A 19,995-nucleotide genomic window follows, 5' to 3' on the forward strand; every position below is an offset into this window, starting at 1 on the left:
CCCATTATCTGGGGTAAGGACAGTGCCTGGTGGGTAGTTTGACTGGGGCGGTCTCCTCCCAAAGAGTAACGGAGGAGCACGAAGGTTGGCTAAGTACGGTCGGACATCGTACGGTTAGTGCAATGGCATAAGCCAGCTTAACTGCGAGACAGACACGTCGAGCAGGTACGAAAGTAGGTCATAGTGATCCGGTGGTTCTGAATGGAAGGGCCATCGCTCAACGGATAAAAGGTACTCCGGGGATAACAGGCTGATACCGCCCAAGAGTTCATATCGACGGCGGTGTTTGGCACCTCGATGTCGGCTCATCACATCCTGGGGCTGAAGTCGGTCCCAAGGGTATGGCTGTTCGCCATTTAAAGTGGTACGCGAGCTGGGTTCAGAACGTCGTGAGACAGTTCGGTCCCTATCTGCCGTGGGCGTTGGATGATTGAGGGGAGTTGCTCCTAGTACGAGAGGACCGGAGTGAACGAACCGCTGGTGTTCGGGTTGTCATGCCAATGGCATTGCCCGGTAGCTATGTTCGGAATCGATAACCGCTGAAAGCATCTAAGCGGGAAGCGAGCCCCAAGATGAGTCATCCCTTGGACTATAAGTCCACTAAAGAGCCGTTCGAGACTAGGACGTTGATAGGTCAGGTGTGTAAGCGTTGTGAGGCGTTGAGCTAACTGATACTAATGACTCGAGAGGCTTAACCATACAACCCAGATGGGTTTTGCTAAGTAGCACTTAGACGAATAGAAACACTTAAGAAGTGGTACTCAATCCAGCTTTCTAAATTAACAAATAAAGGTTAATTGCGCAGGTAATTGTACGGCAGACAAAGCCGTGACGAGCAAAGGGCGGAGTGTACGGTAGTACATGAGGTCAAAGACGTTCCTTACATCTAATGACACTTCCTCCATCCATGGAGGTCGCAGTAGTGAGGAAACAATGCCGTCAGACGTAGAATTAACCAGTAAGAATTTGCTTGGTGACAATAGCATTGTGGTCCCACCTGATCCCATCCCGAACTCAGAAGTGAAACGCAATCGCGCCGATGGTAGTGTGGGGTCTCCCCATGTGAGAGTAGGTCATCGCCAAGCGCCTAATATTCTCGATAAGAGAGCAATGAAGCCAGCTGAATAAGCTGGCTTTTTTGTTTTAGGCATTTGTAATTTCATTCTCTCTATTACTACTTCCTATTCATACTTCCTTTTATTCGCTTCTGCGATGACGATAGTTATGACCTGCATATCGATTTGACCGACAGAGCAATAGTTTCAAAGGCTTTCTTCGAGCTAATAAAAAGGGCAGCGTTTGGCTAATGCCGTTCACTTAAGAGTGAACGGCATTTTTCTTTGGTCTAACCGGAAACTTGTTTTTGCTCATTTTAAGGACTCGTGGATATGCCCTTTCCCGTTTACCATCCAGCTTAAATTGCCGTGCATTTCGTTCTATATCCAATACGTCTCTCGGGACATTCCCCGGTGTTTGTGATGACAGTTGTGTCAACTTGAAGATGATATAACTCGCCGCATCCCGAAAACTCAGTTGATTGGGATGGACCGATGGCAAGCTTTTAGCCATCAGCAACATCTTATATCTAATGAGATTATAGGCCAGTAGCACGCCCCATAACTCTTGAGTCACCAGCTCCGGTAGTTGACTGCGGAGCGTAAAACGGCTCTCCAGTAGATGTTGTTTCATCTCTCTATAGCCCAGTTCGATTTCCCATCGATGGGCATATAAGTCGACGATGTCTTCGCTGGGGTAACGCATCGGGTCTGTCAACGAGGTCAAAATGGCGACTGACTTACCTTTCACTGTCTTAGTCAATAAACGCGCTTCAAGAGTTTCAGGGAGCTGCGGCCATTTCTTTCTGGCTTGAGGTGTCGTGGTGAGTTTCACCCTCTGGTCATGCTTTCCTAGCGTTCGCACCACCTCATATTGTGTGCCTTTCTTCAATGGCAACAACCAGTGGCTATCAGGTTGCGCTTGCTGCCAAGCGTGCAGCAGGCCGAGCGAGTAAAATCCTCGGTCAAATAGGGTTAGGCTGTGATTAGGAATGCTAGGAATGAGCTGGGACGCTAAGTTCATTTCATTTTCGGCAACCGAATCAAAGGCGCTGTTGACCAATAAATGGCTGCTTAATTCCATCAAGCAAACCATGCGAATTTGCGGATAAGCCGCTTCGCCTGAAGCGTTTGCGGTACGCGCAAAGGCGGCTTGATTTTGGACACTATCGGGTGTCCGCCACACTACACCGTCAACACCATACAAGTTAAGACCGCACCAATGAGGATGTTCAGCTCTCGCGTGCCAGGTATTGGCGCTGCGGTTAAATACTTCTCTAATAACCTCACTGCCCAATCGTTTACGCGCCTGAGTCACGGCGCTGCGTGCAACATAATCAATCTCTTGCGGCAAAACAATGTCGAGTTTGTTGATGAGTGACCGAACAGACTCCCCTCGGAACAAAGCCATTCCGATAACGGCCCAAATCATCGCGTCCATCGGCAATTTACGCCGTCTTAACGTCGCAACGCCCTGGGAGTCTAGGCAAGATTGAATTAACTCAGGTTCTAACACATCAGCTAAGCAGGTGAATTCGGTTAGGCGGGTAATATGGGTACGGGCGAGTGCTTCCGAGAGTTGCATAAAAAATCCGATGACATGAGGTCATCGGATTTTGATCTTTTCAGCGAGATCGTCAAGCGATCTGTCTTAACTGATCGGCATTAGCACTTGGCTGCCCTTTATGCTTAGCATTGGTTTTTAAACCCAATTATTTAGCTTCTTTTAGCCACTGTGCTGCACGTTTGGCGAAGTAGGTTAGGATGCCATCGGCGCCAGCGCGTTTGAAGCATAGTAGCGATTCCATGACGATAGCCTTTTCAGCTAACCAGCCATTTTGGATCGCGGCCATGTGCATGGCATATTCACCACTCACTTGGTAAGCAAAAGTAGGAACAGCTAACTCAGTTTTAACACGATGAACGATGTCGAGATATGGCATACCTGGTTTTACCATCACCATATCAGCACCTTCTTGGATATCGAGCGCCACTTCGTGTAGTGCTTCATCACTGTTAGCTGGGTCCATTTGATAGCTATGCTTATTGCCACCTTTTAGGTTGCCTGCTGAGCCAACTGCATCACGGAATGGGCCATAGTAGCTCGAAGAGTATTTGGCTGAATAGGCCATGATCTGGGTATTAACATGGCCAGCTGCTTCCAGTGCTTGACGGATCGCGCCGATGCGGCCATCCATCATATCCGATGGCGCAACAATATCAGCGCCTGCTTCGGCATGGGACAAGGCTTGTTTAACTAAAATTTCTGTAGTGATGTCATTCAGGATATAGCCTGTTTCATCAATAATGCCGTCTTGACCATGGGTCGTGAAAGGATCGAGAGCCACGTCCGTCATAATGCCAAGTTGTGGGAAGGCTTTTTTGAGTTCACGTACAGCACGTTGCACTAGTGCGTCAGCATTGTAAGCTTCTTCTGCCATGAGAGACTTTTTCTCTGCAGGCGTGACAGGAAAGAGGGCAATTAAGGGGATGCCTAATTCAACAAGTTCTTCTGCTTCTTTGAGCAGTAAGTCGATTGAATAACGCTCCACACCTGGCATTGAAGCGACTTTTTCGCTGCGATTACTGCCTTCGAGCACAAACATAGGATAGATTAGGTCATTCACTGTTAGGTGATTCTCTGCCATCAGGCGACGGCTAAAATCATGTTTGCGCATGCGGCGCATTCTGCGCTGTGGGAAGGCACTGGTAATGATATTCACATTAGACTCCTAATTAGGTTCTGTTTGCGCTGGCGCATACAATTTCACTTGATTGCGTCCGCTATTTTTTGCTTGATAGAGGGCTTTATCTGCCTGCTCTAATAATTCGGTACTGTGTTGTTCATTCAAGATTACGTCGGCACTCACGCCGATACTGACGGTGAGTGGTATGGGTTTTCCTTCCCATTCAAGGCCGATACTAGCCACTGCATCTCTTATATTTTCAGCGACTTGAAGCGCACCATCCGCGTTGGTATTGGGAAGAATAATAGCAAACTCTTCTCCACCAAAACGTGATACTAGATCTGTTGGTCGTTTTAAATGCTGCTGCAATGTCTTTGTGATAAGTTTTAGGGCCTGATCACCCGCTAAATGGCCAAATTGATCGTTGATAGATTTAAATCGATCGATATCGATCATTAATAGTGCTATTGGCGTTTCTTGACGACGACTTATACGGCTTTCTGCTAATAGGCGTTTATCGAAGGCACTGCGGTTTTTAGCCCCCGTTAAGCTGTCTATAGTGCTTTGTTCTGTGAGCTTTTGATTAACTTCATGCAATTCGCGCAGGGTAATTTCAAGTTCCAAAGTGCGCTCTTGCACCATTTGTTCCAGTCTTTCGTTAGTTTCTGCTTCTACTTTTAATGCATCTTCACGTGCGCTACGAATTTTTTGTGCTTGTTTTAGTGCTTCTTGTTGAATGCGTTGTTTGGCTTTACGTTCGTCGTTATAGCGGATAGCAAGCACGAGTGACATAAAGATGATTTCAAAGGTTAACCCCAGCATTACAGGTGTCTGAGGTTTGATATTCAGCTCGATAACGCCTAAATACAGTAAGCTACTCAGGCACGCACCCGTCAGCATACTCACCCAGCCAACAGTATAAAGTTTGGCTAATTTTTGCCCTCTAGCGGCTTGAATAATTGCGAGTATCATCATAATGATACTGAGCACGACAACCGAGATAATCTCAATATAAAGTACAGTGCCATAACGCAAAAAGGGGACTAATAAACAGATTAAAAGGATATAAACGGCACTATAACGGCACATCAATAGCATGCGGCGATTATAGTATTTTAATTGTAAAATTTTTTCGGTAAACATTAAGGCGAAAGCCATAACCAAAGGAAGTAGCACTGGAACCATCAGTTGCTGCAATGTTGGCCAATTAGGCCAGAGGAAGCGGAATGCGAAACCATTAATCGTGGCAACTAAGAGAGTCATGCTAAGGACGTAGCCGGAGTAATAGCTGTAACTGAATGAACCAGAAGCTAACGCGATAAATAGACTGAATATACCGATGGCGGCGAGTACCCCAAGCTGAAATCCATGTTCGACAGCTGTTGATTCCGCTATTTGTGCCAAATCGTTGGCTGACCATAAATTTAAAGGAACGGCCGCATTGCCTTCGGTTTCAATATGTATATAAAAGGTATGTTGTTCATTGGTGTTAATTTTAAAAGGGTATAGAAAAATATTACTCAGCAGTGGACGCTGTTTATAGGGAAGTGTATCTCCCATATACGTTGTGTTGACGAGTTGGTTATCTACAAGATGGTAAATAGTTACTTTATCTAATAAGGGATTATCTAAGGCAAGAATGCGTGAAAGGCTTTCGTTATTACTACTAAGATTAACTGACAGCCAAAAATTATGCAGGCTAAGACGTTGAATATCGTTACTGGTAAACTTATGCCATTGTGCCTTGGGAAGTGCTTCAATGTCCGCTAACTGACTTTCAGAATGGGGATGAGTCACCATTAGCCAAGGTGTTAGACTGAGCGGCGTCGGAGTGTGTTCATTGATGTTGATTATGCTTGCGAAGCTACCAGATGATATGAGCATGCTGATAAGCAAAACCAATAAGCAACTTAATTTAGCCATTCTGTTGACTCAAATTAAAAAACGCTAGGCTATTTTGATAGCATTGTTTTGCAAATTCAGCCGGATCTTCACCGCGTAGATTGGCAATATACTGAGCAATATAAGGCAAATATTCGGGTTTATTTTTACTGGATTTAGGCTTAGGACGCATGCTACGCGGTAGCAGATAAGGACTATCTGTTTCGATCAATAAGCGATCTTTTGGAATAAATGGCACTAGCGCTGCTAATTCTTGGCCGCGTCTTTCATCACAAACCCAACCTGTAATTCCTAGGTGTAAATCGAGATCGATATAAGCTTCCATTTGCGCTTGGCTGCCAGTAAAGCAGTGTAACAATGCGCCGCGAAGATGGGGGCGGTACTCACTAACAATGCTTAAAAAATCACTATGGGCATCTCGTTCATGCATCAGAACGGGTTTTTGAAGGTCAATAGCCAGTTCTAATTGGGCGATAAATGCTTTGCGCTGGGCCGGACGGGGGGAAAAGTCCCTATTATAGTCTAGCCCGCATTCACCAACGGCAACGACCTGCGATGCTTGGCATAAATCTATGAGAGTTTGTTTGGAATTCGTTTGCCATTCGCTAGCATGATGCGGGTGTACACCTGCAGTGCAATAAAGCTGTTTGGGATACTGTTGGCATAATTGAATGGCTGCCGCGCTTTCGCTTAAATCACTGCCAATAACAATTAACGGCGAAACCCCTTGGTCCGCCGCTGCTTGTATGATTTGCGTTATGTCTGGTTCGAGTGCGCTGCCAAGCAAGTTGACAGCGATATCTATATAAGATGACATTATTTTAGGCGTTTTACCCTCACCTTAGCATTACGACTTTCTGTGCCCATTAAGAAAGAGCCAAGCGCTGCTTTTTCGATAAATACTTTTTCACCGACTTTGAGGTTGAACTTACGGTTTTCGGTTTGTTTCCAAACTTGGCCATTGGTAAAGGTAATCTTTAAGGCACCGTAGGCATCTTCTGCTATTGACTCCACATCGAGATAAATTTTGTCAGTCGTATTCTCTTGGACGCGTTTAACTTCCATACCGAAATTATCTTCGACATTGGTCGCGGCGGCAGCAACAGGAGCTGCAGTCGCCACAGCTGCAGGGGCCGCTGCGGGAGTGACAACGGGGGCGACAGCTATCGGTGCCGTGGTGTTATTGGTCACTGTGGTGACTTGAATGCTTGCTGCGAGGTTGTCATAGCATACCAAGCGCTCGAGCTTGTCCGTTATCCCTGCACATTGAGTTAATTGCTGCTCAATACCGGCATTAGCCTGTGCAGATACCAGTAACACTGCACCAGTCAGTAGAGTTAAACGCATCCCAGTTTCCTTATTATTATTTTCCTCTAATGCCGATTGAGGCATTAGTCATTCGTTGGTTGTTCTTCATCGGTCTCGTCATCAGGTTTACTGTAAAAACGAGCCGCAAATAATCCGCCTTCGAACAATAACAGCATTGGCACGGCAAGCATAGTTTGGGAAATAACATCAGGTGGTGTGAGCAGCATACCCACCACGAATGCGCCGACAATAATATAGGGGCGTTTTTGCTTGAGATCTTCAGGTGTTGTCACACCGGCCCAGCAGAGTAAAACAACGGCAATCGGGATCTCAAAGGATAAGCCGAATGCAAAAAATAATTTCAGTACAAAATCAAGATAGCTGCTGATATCGGTTGCAACTTGTACTCCCTCTGGAGCCGTGTTGGCAAAAAAGCCAAATACAACTGGGAATACAACGTAATAAGCGAAGGCTATACCTAAATAAAATAGCACTGTGCTGCTAAAAAGTAGCGGCATAACTAAGCGTTTTTCATGCTTATACAAACCCGGTGCTACGAAGGACCAAATTTGAAAGAGCACATAGGGTACGGCCACAAAAAATGACAGAACTAATGTCAGTTTAAAAGGGGCGAAGAAAGGTGCGGCCACATCGGTCGCAATCATACTGCCACCTAAGGGCAAAGACTGCATTAAAGGGATTGCCATGTAATGGTAAATATCATTTGCCCAATACACACTACAAATAAATACAATCAATACACTGGCAATGGATTTAAGCAGCTTGGACCTAAGTTCAAGCAAATGGCTGATAAGTGGCTGCTGTTGCGACATGAATTATCCGTTAGCTTTCGGGTTAGAACGGGTATCCTCGCCCTGAATGGACTCACTATGTGGGGCGGAGGAAGCCGAAGTTGGACTCGCCTCGGTAGAAACCGTTTGGCTTGCAGGATTGTGGATCTGGTTTTCCTGTGCACTGGGAATATCTTGCACTTGGTAAGGACGATTCACTGACTGCGCGGCTTGCTTCAATTGATCGATTGACTCTTGCAGCTCGGGAGAGAGGTTAGATAAACCTTTGCTCTCCGCTTTTTTGAGGTCGGCGTGCAACTGCTCGATCTTTAGCTCTTGCTCAAGTTCTTCTTTGACTGAGTTGGCCATGCGTTTCATCGCGCGGATCCAACTGGTTACTGAACGTACTGCAACTGGTAGACGTTCGGGGCCAAGAACGACCAGCCCCAGAACACCGATCAGCAGCAGCTCCATAAAGCCGATACCGTCAAACATAAAGAGTTACGCCTGTTCTTTGTGAGACTCAGGTTTCTTTTCAGTCGCCTGTTGAGTTGGTTGTGCGGTTTGTGCAGTTTGCACTGGTTTTGCCGCTTCAGTGTCTTCTAGCGCCTTTTTATCTTCTTCTGAAGACATGGCGTTTTTGAAGCCCTTAACAGCACCACCTAAGTCACCACCCAAAGAGCGTAATTTCTTAGTTCCAAACAATAAGACAACGATTAACGCGATGATAAGAAGTTGCCAAATACTAATGCCACCCATGAAGGTATCCTCTTAATTGATATCGGTTCTATTATGAACCTCTGATTAATTAGTGCTAGCTAAAATTTACGATTCTTTGGCCTAGATCGCCATCCGATAATCCACAGTACCGTACCTGAAATCAGGCACACGTAAGGGCTCAACAGTGTAGCGTCTTGGTTGAACAATAACGTGCCACAGATCAATAAAATTGCAGAAGTGATGAGTAAGTAATTACTCTTATGTGCTTGCTGCTGGTATTTCAGATACTTATCTAGCATTTGTTGCTGAGAACTCAGCAATTTCCTGCCTAATTTAAGGTTGTCATAAATTAGTTCAGGGAATTCCGGAAGTTTATCAGACCAATATGGCAGTTTTGTGGATACCTTTTTAAACATGGCTTTAGGTCCCACTTGCTCGGCCATCCACTGCTCTAAAAAGGGTTTAGCGGTCTGCCAGAGATCCAGCTGCGGATAGAGCTGACGGCCTAAACCTTCAATATACAGCAAAGTCTTTTCGAGCAGCACGAGCTGAGGCTGCACGACGATATCAAAATGCCGTGCGGTACGGAACAGCTCTAACAACACATGCCCAAAGGAGATTTCATCTAAGGGCTTGTTAAACATGGGTTCACACACGACCTTGATGGCTTGTTCAAAAGCTTGCAGATCGGTTTTTTCCGACACCCAGCCCGACTCAATATACAGCTGTGCGATGCGGTGATAATCACGATTGAAAAATGCGAGGAAGTTTTCCGCGAGATAGCGCTTATCGACCTCACTGAGCGTGCCCATAATGCCGCAATCAAGGCCGATGTAGTAAGGATTTTCGGGATGTTCGCGGGAGATAAAAATATTTCCCGGATGCATATCCGCGTGGAAAAAGTTATCGCGGAACACTTGGGTGAAAAATAGCTCTACGCCCCGTTCGGCTAGCAGTTTAAAGTTTGTGCCTTGTGCCTTAAGTGCAGCGATATCCGATACTGGAATACCGTAAATCCGTTCCATCACCATCAAACGTGGATAACAAAACTCTTCATATACATAAGGAATATAGAGCGCGTCTGAGTCGAGGAAGTTATTACGTAGCTTAATGGCATTGAGGGCCTCAAGCTTAAGGTTGAGCTCCCCTAAAATGGTGACGCGGTAATCTTCAATCACCTCGGCTGGGCGTAGTCGGTTACCTTCGCCAAGAAGATAATCGATGACCTTCGCCGTTTGCGACATCAGCAGGAGATCGGCCTGGATTTTAGTTTCTACGTTCGGGCGCAGCACTTTTAATACCACGGCCTTGCCATTGGATTTAAGCGTGGCGGTATGCACTTGGGAAATCGAGGCCGAGGCTAATGGCGTTTCATTAAAGTCATCAAAGAAGGTCTCGATTGGTGCTTTAAGCTCAGCTTCTATCGCGAGTCGGGCGAGTGCGCCATCGAAGGGAGGGACTTTATCCTGCAACATGGCAAGCTCTGTCGCCCATTCATCACTCAGTAAGTCACGGCGGGTGGAGAGCATTTGCCCTAGCTTGATATACACAGGGCCAAGCTCTTGCATTGCTAGCTTTAAGCGCTCGCCACCGGATTTACCTTTGTGTTTATTACGGATCCAAAACAGACTATTGCGGGCGAGTTTAAAGTACCAAGGGGTCATCTTTGGCGGTAAAACATCATCTAACCCATATTGCAATAGGGTCTTAATCACATGATAACCGCGGCGGATACTGGCAAGGGTCATGGCTTAATTGAGTCTCTTAATTGGGCAATCCGTTGTTCGAGCGCGCGAGTGTCGGTAACTAAGTCATTTATTTGATCGCACAAATGAATAAGCTCAATCCGATGGGGCGCAAGCCGATACTCTTCGATAGCGAGTTGCCCCAAATGGGAGCGGGTTTTACGCAATACTTCAAGTGCAAAACCTTTTGCCTGATGGCTTGTACTGATGAGCTTGTGAGTGGGGCCGTCACCCAAATAACGCGAAATGGGCTCGGCAAAATCAAACTCTATGCTACGTAGATATTGGCTAAAGCTTTGCAATAAGTTCAGATCGCCTTCGAGCTTGAGCTTATCTTGCTTGATAAGTTCAGTCAGGTTGGCACCTTCGGACACGCGATAAAGTGTGGTTGCATCAGCGTGCAGACTGACATCGACATCACCTTCATAGCGACTCAGTACTTGGATTTCTTTGGCAAAGACCAAGTAAATTGGCCAGTTGAGTTGCGTTAATTGAATACGAAATACTTTGCCATGTAGCTGGCGCTGGCGCGCATAGGCGTCGCCCGCTTGGGTCTGAAGTTGTTTCAGACCCATCTCAATAGCGGCGCAGGCAAGTAACACCACTTCTTGCGGCATCATTAGAATTTATAACCACGGTGCAGGGCGACAATGCCATCGGTCATATTGGTGTAATCGACCTGTTCAAAGCCCGCATCCACCATCATTTGCTTAAGAGTGTCTTGATCTGGATGCATCCGAATGGATTCGGCCAAGTACTCATAGCTGTCAGCGTCTTTAGTAATGAGTTCACCCATCTTTGGTAAGACTTTGAAGCTATATAAATCATACACTTTACGCATGATTTCATGCTGGGGCTTAGAAAACTCTAATACCAATAACTTACCACCAGGCTTAAGTACGCGGTTCATAGAACGAAGCGCTGCGTCTTTGTCTGTTACGTTACGCAGACCAAAGGCGATGGTGATGATATCGAAGTGATTATCGGGGAAGGGCAGTGCTTCAGCATTGGCTTGCACGTAGCTGACATTGTTGACAATTCCTTTGTCACGTAGCTTAGTGCGGCCCACTTTTAGCATAGAATCGTTGATATCAGCTAAAACCACTTCGCCTTTATCGCCCACTAAGTGAGAGAATTTAGCGGTTAAATCGCCCGTACCACCGGCAAGGTCAAGCACCTTCATACCCGGACGAGCGCCAGATACTTCAATGGTGTAGCGTTTCCAAAAACGGTGAATACCGAAGGACATAACGTCATTCATGATATCGTACTTGGCGGCAACCGAATGGAACACGCCAGCAACGAGATCGGCCTTTTTATCCGCCTCTACGGTTTTATAACCAAAGTGGGTATTTTTAGATTCACCCTCAGACATCAATGTATTCCTATTGTTTTGCAAAGTATTAGTGGCGAGTGTAAGCCATCGCCTGCATTTGCTGAATCTTTGATCTATCACTCTGTGATCGAGCTAGTAAACTCTCCTCAAGGCGTTAGCTTAAAGAGTTTGGCTTTTGCCAGTGTTTAGTGTGCCGACCCGATAAAATGGACTGGCATTAGACCACAATATCAGGATTTGGTGAATAGCTTCGCGCCCGTAAGGACACAAGCAAACGAGGCTATCGGGCTAAAAATTGGCATCTTGCTTGTACATAGGCATAAATTAACTCGCTGATACTTTGACCCACGTCCCTAAAGCCCGCCTCTATGCCGGCCTCATGACAGCTTGGGGCGGCTTCGGCTAAATGTAAATAAGCACAGGGACATCGGCTGGCGATATAGCTAATGTAGTGGGCGGCATCGAGTAGGGGAATTCCCGCAGCTGTAGAGGCACTGCTCGGCATTTTTGCGATGGCATCGACATCCAATTCTAGCGCTACTGGGAGCGCTGTTTGGTTAAGTTTGTTGGCAATATCCTGTAGCGCCTGCGTCAGGCTAATCTCTCGGCGAATCCAAATTTGTTGCAGACTATGCCAAGTGCCACCAAACTCAGTGAGTTGTTGTAAATTGGCCTCGCTGTTTTTGAGCTCGTGCAAACCGAGTACATGGTAATAACCCAGCGCGCCGCGATTGGCGGCGTAACTAAAGCCATTACCGCTGTGACGCCCTTCGAGCAGGCGAAAATCACTGTGTGGATCTAAATTCACTGCGGCAACTTGGCGTTGATAATGGGCCGAGGTCGCCATTAACAGGCCATAGGCATTGTTGTGGCCGCCACCAATCACTATGGGTTCAAGCCCTGCCGCTTGTATGGCGCTGACTAGTTTAATCACCCGTTCATCGAGCCGCTCAACTGCTTGGCGTAGATGGGTTAGGCTCGCGCCTTCGCCATCCTGTGCCTGTAATTGCAGATCCGCCGTATGAACTTGCCCTAAAATCAGGCATTCGGCGCCCGAAAGAAAACGATTCGACTGTAAATTCAACCACTGGCGCATGCTGGTGGTAAAGGCGTCGGTGGCACCGCCTCTGCCTAGGTTAGCCCGTGGGCCGATATCTTCACCCACTCCGACAATGGCAAATTGTGCACCATGGGCTTTAGCGGTGGTGAGTATCGCTTCTAATGGATGTTCATGGTTAGCCAAGTGTACGCATTGGCCTATTTTGGTTTCACCGGCTCGCGGGCTAACGAGACTGGCGATATCGGCTTGGGTGAATGGGATAAATTCAGACATAGATTAGTATTCTTATCGGGTAGGGACAGGGATATTGTGGCGTACCCAAGGACGAATATTCAATGGTACTTAATGGTATCTGCCAATAAAAAAGCCAGCTTAGCTGGCTTTCTTTCGATGTTATTTAGCATTACTCGATATCGAGTGGTTCTGGCGATAGAATGACGCCAGTGTTATCGGCATAGATATGATCGCCAGGGAGGAAGGTCACGCCGCCAAAGTTGACAGGGATATCGACTTCACCCACTGAATTGCCATCGGCGCCCACAGGAATTGAAGCAAGGGCTTGAATGCCGATGTCTAATTCTTCCAGCGCATCCACATCGCGTACTGAACCGTAAACGATAATGCCTTCCCAGTTGTTGTTGACTGCGATTTCTGCGATAGATGCATCGATCAGGGCGCGGCGTAATGAACCACCACCGTCAACCAGCAAGACTTTACCTTGGCCATCTTCTTGTAAGACCTCGGTGATTAGGCCGTTGTCTTCAAAGCACTTAATGGTGCTGATAGAACCGCCAAAAGAGCTACAACCACCGTAGTTACTGAACATGGGCTCGACTACATCTACGACATCTAAGTACATGTCACATAGTTCTGAGGTGTTGTATTCCATATTTACACTCCTATTGATCCGCGTTGCGTACAGTTTAGCGAGTTTACGCCAGTATAAAAGGGATTCCTGAAAAGAAAAGTGTTATCAATCACGGTATTGTTGCACTTGGACGTTAACACTTATGTTGTAAACTTTCGTCACTTAACAGGTGTTTATCCTCAAAACTTGATATCAGTCATTAAATAACGGTTTTTTATTACAACTCTGTTGCGCGTTTTGGTATTATATCCCAAGTTTAAATTAACTTACTTAACTTAATTTGCTTTAGGGGCAAGGACCCCCCGTTACGCTTATGGACGGTAGAGGGCCTTCGAGAGGTGCCTATGGAAGCTGTAAACACGATTGAAATTATTGGTTATTTTGCCTCAGTAATGGTGGCAATTTCACTTATGATGAAGAATATCATCTGGTTAAGATGGTTAAACTTTGTCGGTTGTACCTTGTTTGTTATCTATGGCGTATTTATTTCAGCCTGGCCTGTTGCGGGGATGAACGCCTTTGTTGCCTGTATCAATATTTACCATTTGACGAAAATTTACCGCGCTAAAGCGCTGGAACAAGCTGTCGCTTGAAGGTTTTCTGACAGTGCTGCCCGTTCATAGCAACTGGGCAGCACTGTATTCTCCCCGTACGTTTTCCCTCTTGCTCCAATTGATAGCTTCATTCCTCACCATTTTCGCCACAGGTGTCATAAAACTTTAGGCCTGATGTCACTTTACCGTCATCGGCAGTTCTTAGTCTCACCTTAACACTGAGCACTTAAGCCATCTCTGTTTAAGTTTTCGTAGGTTTAGCGTGGGGTTCTATCGTGAAATAGTCGTCTGACAGGGCGTTAACACATGCAGACGCTAACAGGTGTCGAGAGAATGCACTCATTAACATCGTCATGATACTCGCTGGCATGCCAGCAAGGAGCCTGTTTTATGTTGAGTTACATTACAGACTTAGATAAGCGCATGTTTTACCACATTGTGGATTTGAGCCAGCGTCATGGCTTTTATGATTGGGCGAAGCGGATATCGGCAACTGGAGATGGGCATGTGTATCTGTATCTCTCTGTTGGGTTGATGCTGACGCACTCCCAAGGGCAGAACCTGTTCAATCTGCTGTTGGCGAGTTTTTTGATTGAATTGCCGTTGTACATATTACTCAAAAATAGCATTCGCCGTACTCGACCCTGTCATGCCTTGGTTGGGTTTGAAAGCGGCTTTGAACCCTCAGATCGTTTTAGCCTACCTTCGGGACACACGTCGGCCGCCTTTGTGATGGCCACAAGTGTGGCGCAGGTGTATCCCGTGGCTGCGCCTTTTGCTTACGTATGGGCGCTCTGTATTGGTGGCTCGCGTATTGCGCTTGGAGTGCATTACCCCTCAGATATTGTCGCCGGTGTTCTGTTAGGTACGGGGGCTGTTTTGCTTGTGCATCCCGTGATTTAACACAATCAGGCACTCATTCGTTGGATACCTCCTTGATTCACCACTCTTTCATTCACAGTTAAAGGATAAGCAATGCGAATACTCTACGGAGTGCAAGGCACAGGGAATGGTCATTTAAGTCGTGCTCGAGTGATGGCAAAGGCCTTAGTTGAGCACAATATTCAAGTCGACTTTTTGTTTTCGGGACGCAAGCCTGAAGATTTTTTCGATATGGAGTGTTTTGGGGAGTATCGCGTCCAAGCAGGGATGACTTTTGCTACGCACTCAGGGCGAGTCAATATCACGCAAACGGTGAAGCAGAATTGTTCCCTATCGTTGCTTAAGGATATTCAAGCGCTGGATCTGAGTTGCTATGATCTCGTTCTAAATGATTTTGAACCCATATCCGCATGGGCGGCGAGGCGCCAGGGAGTCCCCTCGATTGGGATAAGTCATCAAGCTGCCTTGACTCATCCTGTGCCTAAATTGGGAAGCACTTGGTTGAATGAGTTACTACTCAACTACTTTGCACCGGTGGATGTGGCTTTAGGATGCCATTGGCATCATTTTGGTTTTCCGATCTTGCCTCCCTTTGTCGAAGTGGATGTCAGCCCTATTGAACATACCCATCAAATATTGGTGTATTTACCCTTCGAAGAGGCGGATGTGATTGCCGACTTTTTTAAGCCTTTTACGGATTATCAGTTTTTGGTGTATCACGCCAAGCAGCCTACCAAACGCATTGCCGATCATATTCAATGGCATGGGTTTAACCGTGATGGATTTAAACAGCATTTAGCGAGCTGCGGTGGTGTCATCGGCAATGCGGGATTTGAGCTGGCGAGTGAGGCGCTGACCTTAGGTAAAAAGTTGTTGGTCAAACCGCTGATTGGTCAATTCGAGCAGCTATCGAATGTGGCAGCGCTACAATTATTGGGGGCGGGTGACTGTATGATGAGCTTAGATATCAGCGCGGTTAAGCGTTGGCTTAAGGCCGCATCGCCAAATCCCATTGCCTATCCGCAAGTCGGTGATGCTTTAGTGAAATGGATAGGGAGTGGTCAGTGGCAGCACACCGCGCCATTGTGCGCCGATCTTTGGAGCCAAGTGAAATTACCAGACACATGGCGCTAAGATTGATGTGAGCACTGTGATAAAAGGCTATTTCCGCTCTAGCTGGGAATCTGGGGTTAGCGTATAATTTGGCCAATTTGCTGTTAGCCCCTGCAGCGTGTCTTTATTGGCCTAGTCTGGCCACAATTTAGTTGTCATAAATGAGCCTTAAGAAGTTTACCCAGTACAAGTTACTGTTTTTAATGTTGTTGTCCCTCGGTATTTTGCTTCCTTTTATTCCCGATCAAGCCTACCACATGCCCGGCCCTGATACTGCCAAGCAAAATCTGCATGTGATTGAATTTAACGATCAAGGCCAGCCCCACAATGATGGACAATGGCAAGCGCTTAAGGCGCGGATTTTACAACCCAATAATGGCACTGCGCCTGAGTTGCTGATTTTTGTCCATGGCTGGCACCACAGTGCCAATCCCAAGGATGAAAACTTTGTCGCTTTCGAACAGTTTTATCAGCAAATGGCGGCCTCTGATTCTCAACGAAACTTGCTCGGCTTATACATCGGCTGGCGGGGAGATAAGTACGATCCTTTCTGGCTCGATGGTTCAGATGATGCTACTAGTTGGATTGAACCATTGGATTTCCCGACTATTTTGCAGCGTAAAGCCGTAGCAAAACGCATAGGGCAAACGGGTTTATCGCAGTTACTGGATAAATTGGATGGATTGGTCGCTGAGCATCAGTTACTGCGTTATACCGTTATCGGTCATAGTCTTGGTGGCTTAGTCGTGTTGCACGCCAGCAAAGATAGAATTAAGGCGGCTATCGATACTGAGCAAGATAACCCGAATCTATTCTTACTGTTAAACCCAGCAGCGCCAGCGCAGGATTTTAAACCGCTCGATACTTTGATGAGCTTAGATAGGCAAAAACCGAGTATGGTGGTGTTGCAATCTAAGGGCGATTTTGCGGTAAAAGAGGCGTTTAATTACATAAAAGATGGCGAACGGGCACTGGGTAACTCTTGGGCAATAACCCATGATATCGATAAATGTTCAGGCGGTAACTGTGCTACGCCGATGAAAATGCCTTCAGCATTAATGGCTCACGATCAGCTTCCCGGTTGTATGATGACGTTGCCGCATTCGGGCTGGAAAATTCGAGCCCGCTTACAGGCAAGGCGCAGTGTACAGACCTGTCCCGATGCCAATATGCAGGCGGTTTGGGTGCTCGCTGTGTCCGATGAAATTGTCTCTGGGCATAATGGGATCTTAACGTCGGATCACGCTAAGGCGCTGTCCGAGGTGATGGGTATGATTGATTTATATCGAAATCAATTGCCTAAACATGCGGTTGAAAGCCCAGCGAATGAAGATTTAGCCGCCCTTGCGCCAGAGCCTGAAGCCACAAATACAACCAGTGGCCAAACGAGTACTCCAGACGAGCCTGTGGTTATTGTTGAACCTGTTGCTGAAGCTGAAAACCCATCACAGCAACCAGAGCCTCCAGTACCGATAAAGACAGAATCAACCTTGGAATTGCCACCGCGGGAAGGTGTAAAGGAAGAATCGCCACAGGCTAATCCAGCGAATGAGCATCAACCGCTAGAGGAAACGCCACCTCGACCTAAAGTTGAGAATGAGTAACTCATTACTACAATTGGGTTACCACAATCTCGGCGGTAAAATGAGCATATGGAAGTGCGCACTTTATTGATTTTTCATTTGCCATTTACGCCAACTTAGCAGCAGTAACGAGATTAGCAACAGACTAACGATCGCCCATGTAGGGTATTTATGTTGATGATAAAACGCGAGTATTGGTGCGATTTCATCGCGGATTAACACTGGCCCTAGACCAAAAAGAGTCACCCAAATGCTGGTGGCGAGTAGGTTGCCCATCACAAATTGTTTAAAAGGCATCTTGGCCAGCCCACAGCCTATAAACATAAATTGCTTAAGCCCTTCGACAAAACGGCTGAGCACTAAGGCCGCAATGCCATACTGGCCAATCACATCATGAATTTTGTCTTCTAGTTTGGGTTTTATCCAACCTTTTCGCAGCAATACCTCGCCAAAGCGTCGACCAATAAAATAACCCAATGTGTTGCCACACAGGGCTGCACCGCTGGCTACGATCAAAACTAATGACAGTGACATTTGCCCCGTAGCCGCCAGTAAACTGGCAACAATGAGTAAGGATTGTCCTGGGGCTGGAATGCCAAATCCCTCGACGGCAATAGCGATAAACAGCAGCAGATAACCGTATTGCTGCAACCAAGGGGTCATTTCGGTAATAAGGTGTTGTAAGACTTCTGGCATGATGAAAACAGGGAGCGTGAATGAATCATCCCATCTTACTCGGCACTGCCAAATTTAGGGTAGCTTTATGAGCAAAGTTTCATACTGATTTTATGGAATGGAGCATATCGAAGGCACAAAAAAGCCGAACTCAGTTCGGCTTTTTAGGCATTACGACTTAATGGTCGCCTAAGCGAAAGCGGCCTGCAGTTGTGGTACAACTTGCTTCTTACGGCTTAATACACCGTCTAACCACACTTTGCCATCAACTGGAGTTTTACCGTAGGCGCGGTTAATCAGATCGGCATCGTCAGAAACCACTAACAGTTCTGAGCCTTCTTTCATAATGTCGGTCAGCAGTAACAGTACGCTGTGGCGGTTACCTTCAGCCTTCAGTGCTTTAATATCGGCTTCTAGTTCGGCTTTGATTGCATCAAATACTGACAGATCAATTACTTCTAATTGGCCGATACCGACTAAGTTACCGTTCATGTTGAAGTCTTTAAAGTCGCGCATCACGAGGTCGCGTGCTGGCGTGCCTTCAACTGCCGATTTTACTTTGAACATTTCCATGCCCAGTGCTTTAAAATCTTCGATGCCTGCGATTTCGGCTAAGGCTTCAACGCAGCGAATGTCAGCTGTGGTGCAAGTCGGTGATTTGAAGATCACAGTGTCGCTTAGGATGGCGCACATCATAATGCCAGCGATGTTTTTAGGAATGGCGACTTGGTAAAAGTCGTACATCATCTTAATGACCGTGTTGCTGCAACCAACAGGGCGGATCCAACACTCTAATGGCGTATCAGTGGTCAGATCGCCTAGTTTGTGGTGATCCACAATCCCCACGATAGTCGCTTTGGCGATATCGTCTGGTGCTTGAGTTAGTTCAGAGTGGTCAACAATATAGACCTGCTCGCCAGCATAGCTGGTTTTGTATTCTGGTGCTTCAAAGCCAAAACGCTCCAGAATAAAAGCGGTTTCGGGTGATAACTCACCTAAACGTGCGGCAACGGCTTCTTCACCGATTTGGTTTTTGAGATAAGCTAACGCGATAGCACCACAGATTGAATCAGAATCGGGGATTTTGTGACCGACAACGTACATAGGCATTTCAGGGACTCTCCTTTAAATTTGTGGCAATTTTAACAATATTTCGTCGGATTCGGAAATAGCCAAAGCGCATATCGCTGCGCCTTAAGCGGCTATTTTTGTCAAAACTTAGGCATTGTTGACTCAGATTTTAGATTTTCACTTTTATCACGACTTTACGCACCGCTGTCGGTGTATCACTCGTGCCGGGCATATGCATGTCGCCAGGGAAAAAGAGCGCAAACATCCCAGCCTTTAATTGAATGTAGGAGGCGTTGGCTTTATTCGACTCGTAATCGAACTCGGCGTAATCGTGCTTTTCAAAATAAGGTTTTGAGGGTGTTTGGTCGGCCAATGGCAGATAACCAAACTCTTCTTCGCCGCTGACCACATACTGCACATCGATGTATTTTTGGTGTACTTCAAAGGGTTCCGTCGATTGTGGCTTGGTGTGGTAATCATTGACGATCACGAAAATATCCTCGCCATCGAGGGGATAATTGCCAACGGGCAGTTGGCTAAAGTCGGTGCTGGCAAGATGTGCTAATGCCGTGGCAATGCGTGGACTGAGTGATTGATAAATATGGCGATTAGCTAAGGTATCTACAATCATGGGGTACTCGATAT

20 protein-coding genes and 2 rRNA genes (1 of these 22 cut by a window edge) are annotated in these 19,995 nt (G+C 46.5%); 6 read left to right on the plus strand and 16 right to left on the minus strand.

Annotated features, from left to right (window positions below):
• Nucleotides 1-699: ribosomal RNA gene (locus FJD32_RS02725) — 23S ribosomal RNA — on the plus strand (it extends 2,194 nt beyond the left edge of the window).
• Nucleotides 700-969: 270 nt separating this feature from the next.
• A 5S ribosomal RNA gene (gene rrf, locus FJD32_RS02730) occupies nt 970-1,085 on the plus strand.
• 232 nt (nt 1,086-1,317) lie between these two features.
• On the opposite strand, the gene FJD32_RS02735 is transcribed toward rrf, so the two are convergent.
• The 13 genes from FJD32_RS02735 to rraA form a co-directional block, all read right to left on the minus strand.
• Entirely contained in the window at nt 1,318-2,640 is a 1,323-nt protein-coding gene (locus tag FJD32_RS02735) for an IS4-like element ISSba6 family transposase (protein ID WP_205403023.1), read from the minus strand.
• Nucleotides 2,641-2,767: 127 nt separating this feature from the next.
• Complete coding sequence (gene hemB / locus FJD32_RS02740; RefSeq protein ID WP_037422636.1) at nt 2,768-3,778, minus strand: porphobilinogen synthase; 1,011 nt, start codon at nt 3,776-3,778, stop codon at nt 2,768-2,770.
• 9 nt (nt 3,779-3,787) lie between these two features.
• A complete protein-coding gene (locus FJD32_RS02745; protein ID WP_088586587.1) occupies nt 3,788-5,665 on the minus strand; it encodes a diguanylate cyclase in 1,878 nt (625 codons plus the stop codon).
• A complete protein-coding gene (locus FJD32_RS02750) occupies nt 5,658-6,461 on the minus strand; it encodes a TatD family hydrolase (RefSeq protein WP_088586588.1) in 804 nt (267 codons plus the stop codon). The genes FJD32_RS02745 and FJD32_RS02750 overlap by 8 nt, the downstream gene beginning before the upstream one ends.
• Nucleotides 6,461-6,991 (minus strand): hypothetical protein, encoded by a 531-nt coding sequence (locus FJD32_RS02755; protein ID WP_088587012.1) that lies wholly within the window; start codon nt 6,989-6,991, stop codon nt 6,461-6,463. The genes FJD32_RS02750 and FJD32_RS02755 overlap by 1 nt, the downstream gene beginning before the upstream one ends.
• A gap of 44 nt (nt 6,992-7,035) precedes the next feature.
• Nucleotides 7,036-7,785 carry a twin-arginine translocase subunit TatC gene (tatC, locus tag FJD32_RS02760; RefSeq protein ID WP_037422645.1) on the minus strand — a complete coding sequence of 250 codons (750 nt, stop codon included), beginning with the start codon at nt 7,783-7,785 and terminating at the stop codon, nt 7,036-7,038.
• Between the two features lie 3 nt (nt 7,786-7,788).
• On the minus strand, nt 7,789-8,238 hold the full coding sequence (gene tatB / locus FJD32_RS02765; protein ID WP_037422648.1) for a Sec-independent protein translocase protein TatB: 450 nt from the start codon (nt 8,236-8,238) through the stop codon (nt 7,789-7,791).
• A gap of 6 nt (nt 8,239-8,244) precedes the next feature.
• Complete coding sequence (gene tatA / locus FJD32_RS02770; RefSeq protein WP_037422651.1) at nt 8,245-8,502, minus strand: Sec-independent protein translocase subunit TatA; 258 nt, start codon at nt 8,500-8,502, stop codon at nt 8,245-8,247.
• A gap of 59 nt (nt 8,503-8,561) precedes the next feature.
• A complete protein-coding gene (gene ubiB, locus FJD32_RS02775; protein WP_037422654.1) occupies nt 8,562-10,211 on the minus strand; it encodes a ubiquinone biosynthesis regulatory protein kinase UbiB in 1,650 nt (549 codons plus the stop codon).
• The gene (locus tag FJD32_RS02780) at nt 10,208-10,828 is read right to left on the minus strand and encodes an SCP2 sterol-binding domain-containing protein (RefSeq protein ID WP_088586589.1); all 621 of its coding nucleotides are present in this window, start codon (nt 10,826-10,828) and stop codon (nt 10,208-10,210) included. The genes ubiB and FJD32_RS02780 overlap by 4 nt, the downstream gene beginning before the upstream one ends.
• A complete protein-coding gene (gene ubiE / locus FJD32_RS02785) occupies nt 10,828-11,583 on the minus strand; it encodes a bifunctional demethylmenaquinone methyltransferase/2-methoxy-6-polyprenyl-1,4-benzoquinol methylase UbiE (RefSeq protein WP_037422660.1) in 756 nt (251 codons plus the stop codon). The genes FJD32_RS02780 and ubiE overlap by 1 nt, the downstream gene beginning before the upstream one ends.
• Nucleotides 11,584-11,824: 241 nt before the next feature.
• Nucleotides 11,825-12,877 carry a formimidoylglutamase gene (locus FJD32_RS02790; RefSeq protein WP_088586590.1) on the minus strand — a complete coding sequence of 351 codons (1,053 nt, stop codon included), beginning with the start codon at nt 12,875-12,877 and terminating at the stop codon, nt 11,825-11,827.
• A 130-nt stretch (nt 12,878-13,007) separates the two neighbouring features.
• Entirely contained in the window at nt 13,008-13,493 is a 486-nt protein-coding gene (rraA, locus tag FJD32_RS02795) for a ribonuclease E activity regulator RraA (protein ID WP_037422666.1), read from the minus strand.
• 323 nt (nt 13,494-13,816) lie between these two features.
• Between rraA and FJD32_RS02800 the strand changes: the two genes are divergently transcribed.
• From FJD32_RS02800 to FJD32_RS02815, 4 genes are all read left to right on the plus strand, one after another.
• Nucleotides 13,817-14,065, plus strand: a complete 249-nt coding sequence (locus FJD32_RS02800; protein ID WP_011073879.1) for a YgjV family protein — start codon at nt 13,817-13,819, stop codon at nt 14,063-14,065.
• A gap of 351 nt (nt 14,066-14,416) precedes the next feature.
• Nucleotides 14,417-14,929: a phosphatase PAP2 family protein gene (locus tag FJD32_RS02805; protein WP_088586591.1), complete on the plus strand. Its 513-nt coding sequence runs from the start codon at nt 14,417-14,419 to the stop codon at nt 14,927-14,929.
• Between the two features lie 72 nt (nt 14,930-15,001).
• Entirely contained in the window at nt 15,002-16,042 is a 1,041-nt protein-coding gene (locus FJD32_RS02810) for an MJ1255/VC2487 family glycosyltransferase (protein WP_088586592.1), read from the plus strand.
• A 140-nt stretch (nt 16,043-16,182) separates the two neighbouring features.
• Entirely contained in the window at nt 16,183-17,625 is a 1,443-nt protein-coding gene (locus tag FJD32_RS02815; RefSeq protein ID WP_055647627.1) for a hypothetical protein, read from the plus strand.
• A 63-nt stretch (nt 17,626-17,688) separates the two neighbouring features.
• Here the strand turns inward: FJD32_RS02815 and FJD32_RS02820 are convergent, their stop codons facing one another.
• From FJD32_RS02820 to FJD32_RS02830, 3 genes are all read right to left on the minus strand, one after another.
• Nucleotides 17,689-18,300 carry a DedA family protein gene (locus tag FJD32_RS02820; RefSeq protein ID WP_037422677.1) on the minus strand — a complete coding sequence of 204 codons (612 nt, stop codon included), beginning with the start codon at nt 18,298-18,300 and terminating at the stop codon, nt 17,689-17,691.
• A 168-nt stretch (nt 18,301-18,468) separates the two neighbouring features.
• Nucleotides 18,469-19,389, minus strand: coding sequence for a manganese-dependent inorganic pyrophosphatase (locus FJD32_RS02825; RefSeq protein WP_055647626.1), 921 nt, complete (start codon nt 19,387-19,389; stop codon nt 18,469-18,471).
• Between the two features lie 130 nt (nt 19,390-19,519).
• On the minus strand, nt 19,520-19,981 hold the full coding sequence (locus tag FJD32_RS02830) for a YhcH/YjgK/YiaL family protein (protein WP_011624946.1): 462 nt from the start codon (nt 19,979-19,981) through the stop codon (nt 19,520-19,522).
• Nucleotides 19,982-19,995 lie beyond the last annotated feature (14 nt).

Source organism: Shewanella sp. LC6, from assembly GCF_006385735.2.
Lineage (GTDB): Bacteria > Pseudomonadota > Gammaproteobacteria > Enterobacterales > Shewanellaceae > Shewanella > Shewanella xiamenensis.

Coding starts and splice junctions, on each gene's coding strand:
- FJD32_RS02830 (WP_011624946.1), bottom strand. CDS start 19,981: ATGATTGTAGATACCTTAGCTAATCGCCATATTTATCAATCACTCAGT.
- ubiE (WP_037422660.1), bottom strand. CDS start 11,583: ATGTCTGAGGGTGAATCTAAAAATACCCACTTTGGTTATAAAACCGTA.
- ubiB (WP_037422654.1), bottom strand. CDS start 10,211: ATGACCCTTGCCAGTATCCGCCGCGGTTATCATGTGATTAAGACCCTA.
- FJD32_RS02745 (WP_088586587.1), bottom strand. CDS start 5,665: ATGGCTAAATTAAGTTGCTTATTGGTTTTGCTTATCAGCATGCTCATA.
- FJD32_RS02735 (WP_205403023.1), bottom strand. CDS start 2,640: ATGCAACTCTCGGAAGCACTCGCCCGTACCCATATTACCCGCCTAACC.
- FJD32_RS02780 (WP_088586589.1), bottom strand. CDS start 10,828: ATGATGCCGCAAGAAGTGGTGTTACTTGCCTGCGCCGCTATTGAGATG.
- FJD32_RS02750 (WP_088586588.1), bottom strand. CDS start 6,461: ATGTCATCTTATATAGATATCGCTGTCAACTTGCTTGGCAGCGCACTC.
- FJD32_RS02810 (WP_088586592.1), top strand. CDS start 15,002: ATGCGAATACTCTACGGAGTGCAAGGCACAGGGAATGGTCATTTAAGT.
- rraA (WP_037422666.1), bottom strand. CDS start 13,493: ATGGAATACAACACCTCAGAACTATGTGACATGTACTTAGATGTCGTA.
- FJD32_RS02790 (WP_088586590.1), bottom strand. CDS start 12,877: ATGTCTGAATTTATCCCATTCACCCAAGCCGATATCGCCAGTCTCGTT.
- tatA (WP_037422651.1), bottom strand. CDS start 8,502: ATGGGTGGCATTAGTATTTGGCAACTTCTTATCATCGCGTTAATCGTT.
- FJD32_RS02820 (WP_037422677.1), bottom strand. CDS start 18,300: ATGCCAGAAGTCTTACAACACCTTATTACCGAAATGACCCCTTGGTTG.
- FJD32_RS02800 (WP_011073879.1), top strand. CDS start 13,817: ATGGAAGCTGTAAACACGATTGAAATTATTGGTTATTTTGCCTCAGTA.
- FJD32_RS02755 (WP_088587012.1), bottom strand. CDS start 6,991: ATGCGTTTAACTCTACTGACTGGTGCAGTGTTACTGGTATCTGCACAG.
- tatC (WP_037422645.1), bottom strand. CDS start 7,785: ATGTCGCAACAGCAGCCACTTATCAGCCATTTGCTTGAACTTAGGTCC.
- FJD32_RS02825 (WP_055647626.1), bottom strand. CDS start 19,389: ATGCCTATGTACGTTGTCGGTCACAAAATCCCCGATTCTGATTCAATC.
- FJD32_RS02815 (WP_055647627.1), top strand. CDS start 16,183: ATGAGCCTTAAGAAGTTTACCCAGTACAAGTTACTGTTTTTAATGTTG.
- FJD32_RS02805 (WP_088586591.1), top strand. CDS start 14,417: ATGTTGAGTTACATTACAGACTTAGATAAGCGCATGTTTTACCACATT.
- tatB (WP_037422648.1), bottom strand. CDS start 8,238: ATGTTTGACGGTATCGGCTTTATGGAGCTGCTGCTGATCGGTGTTCTG.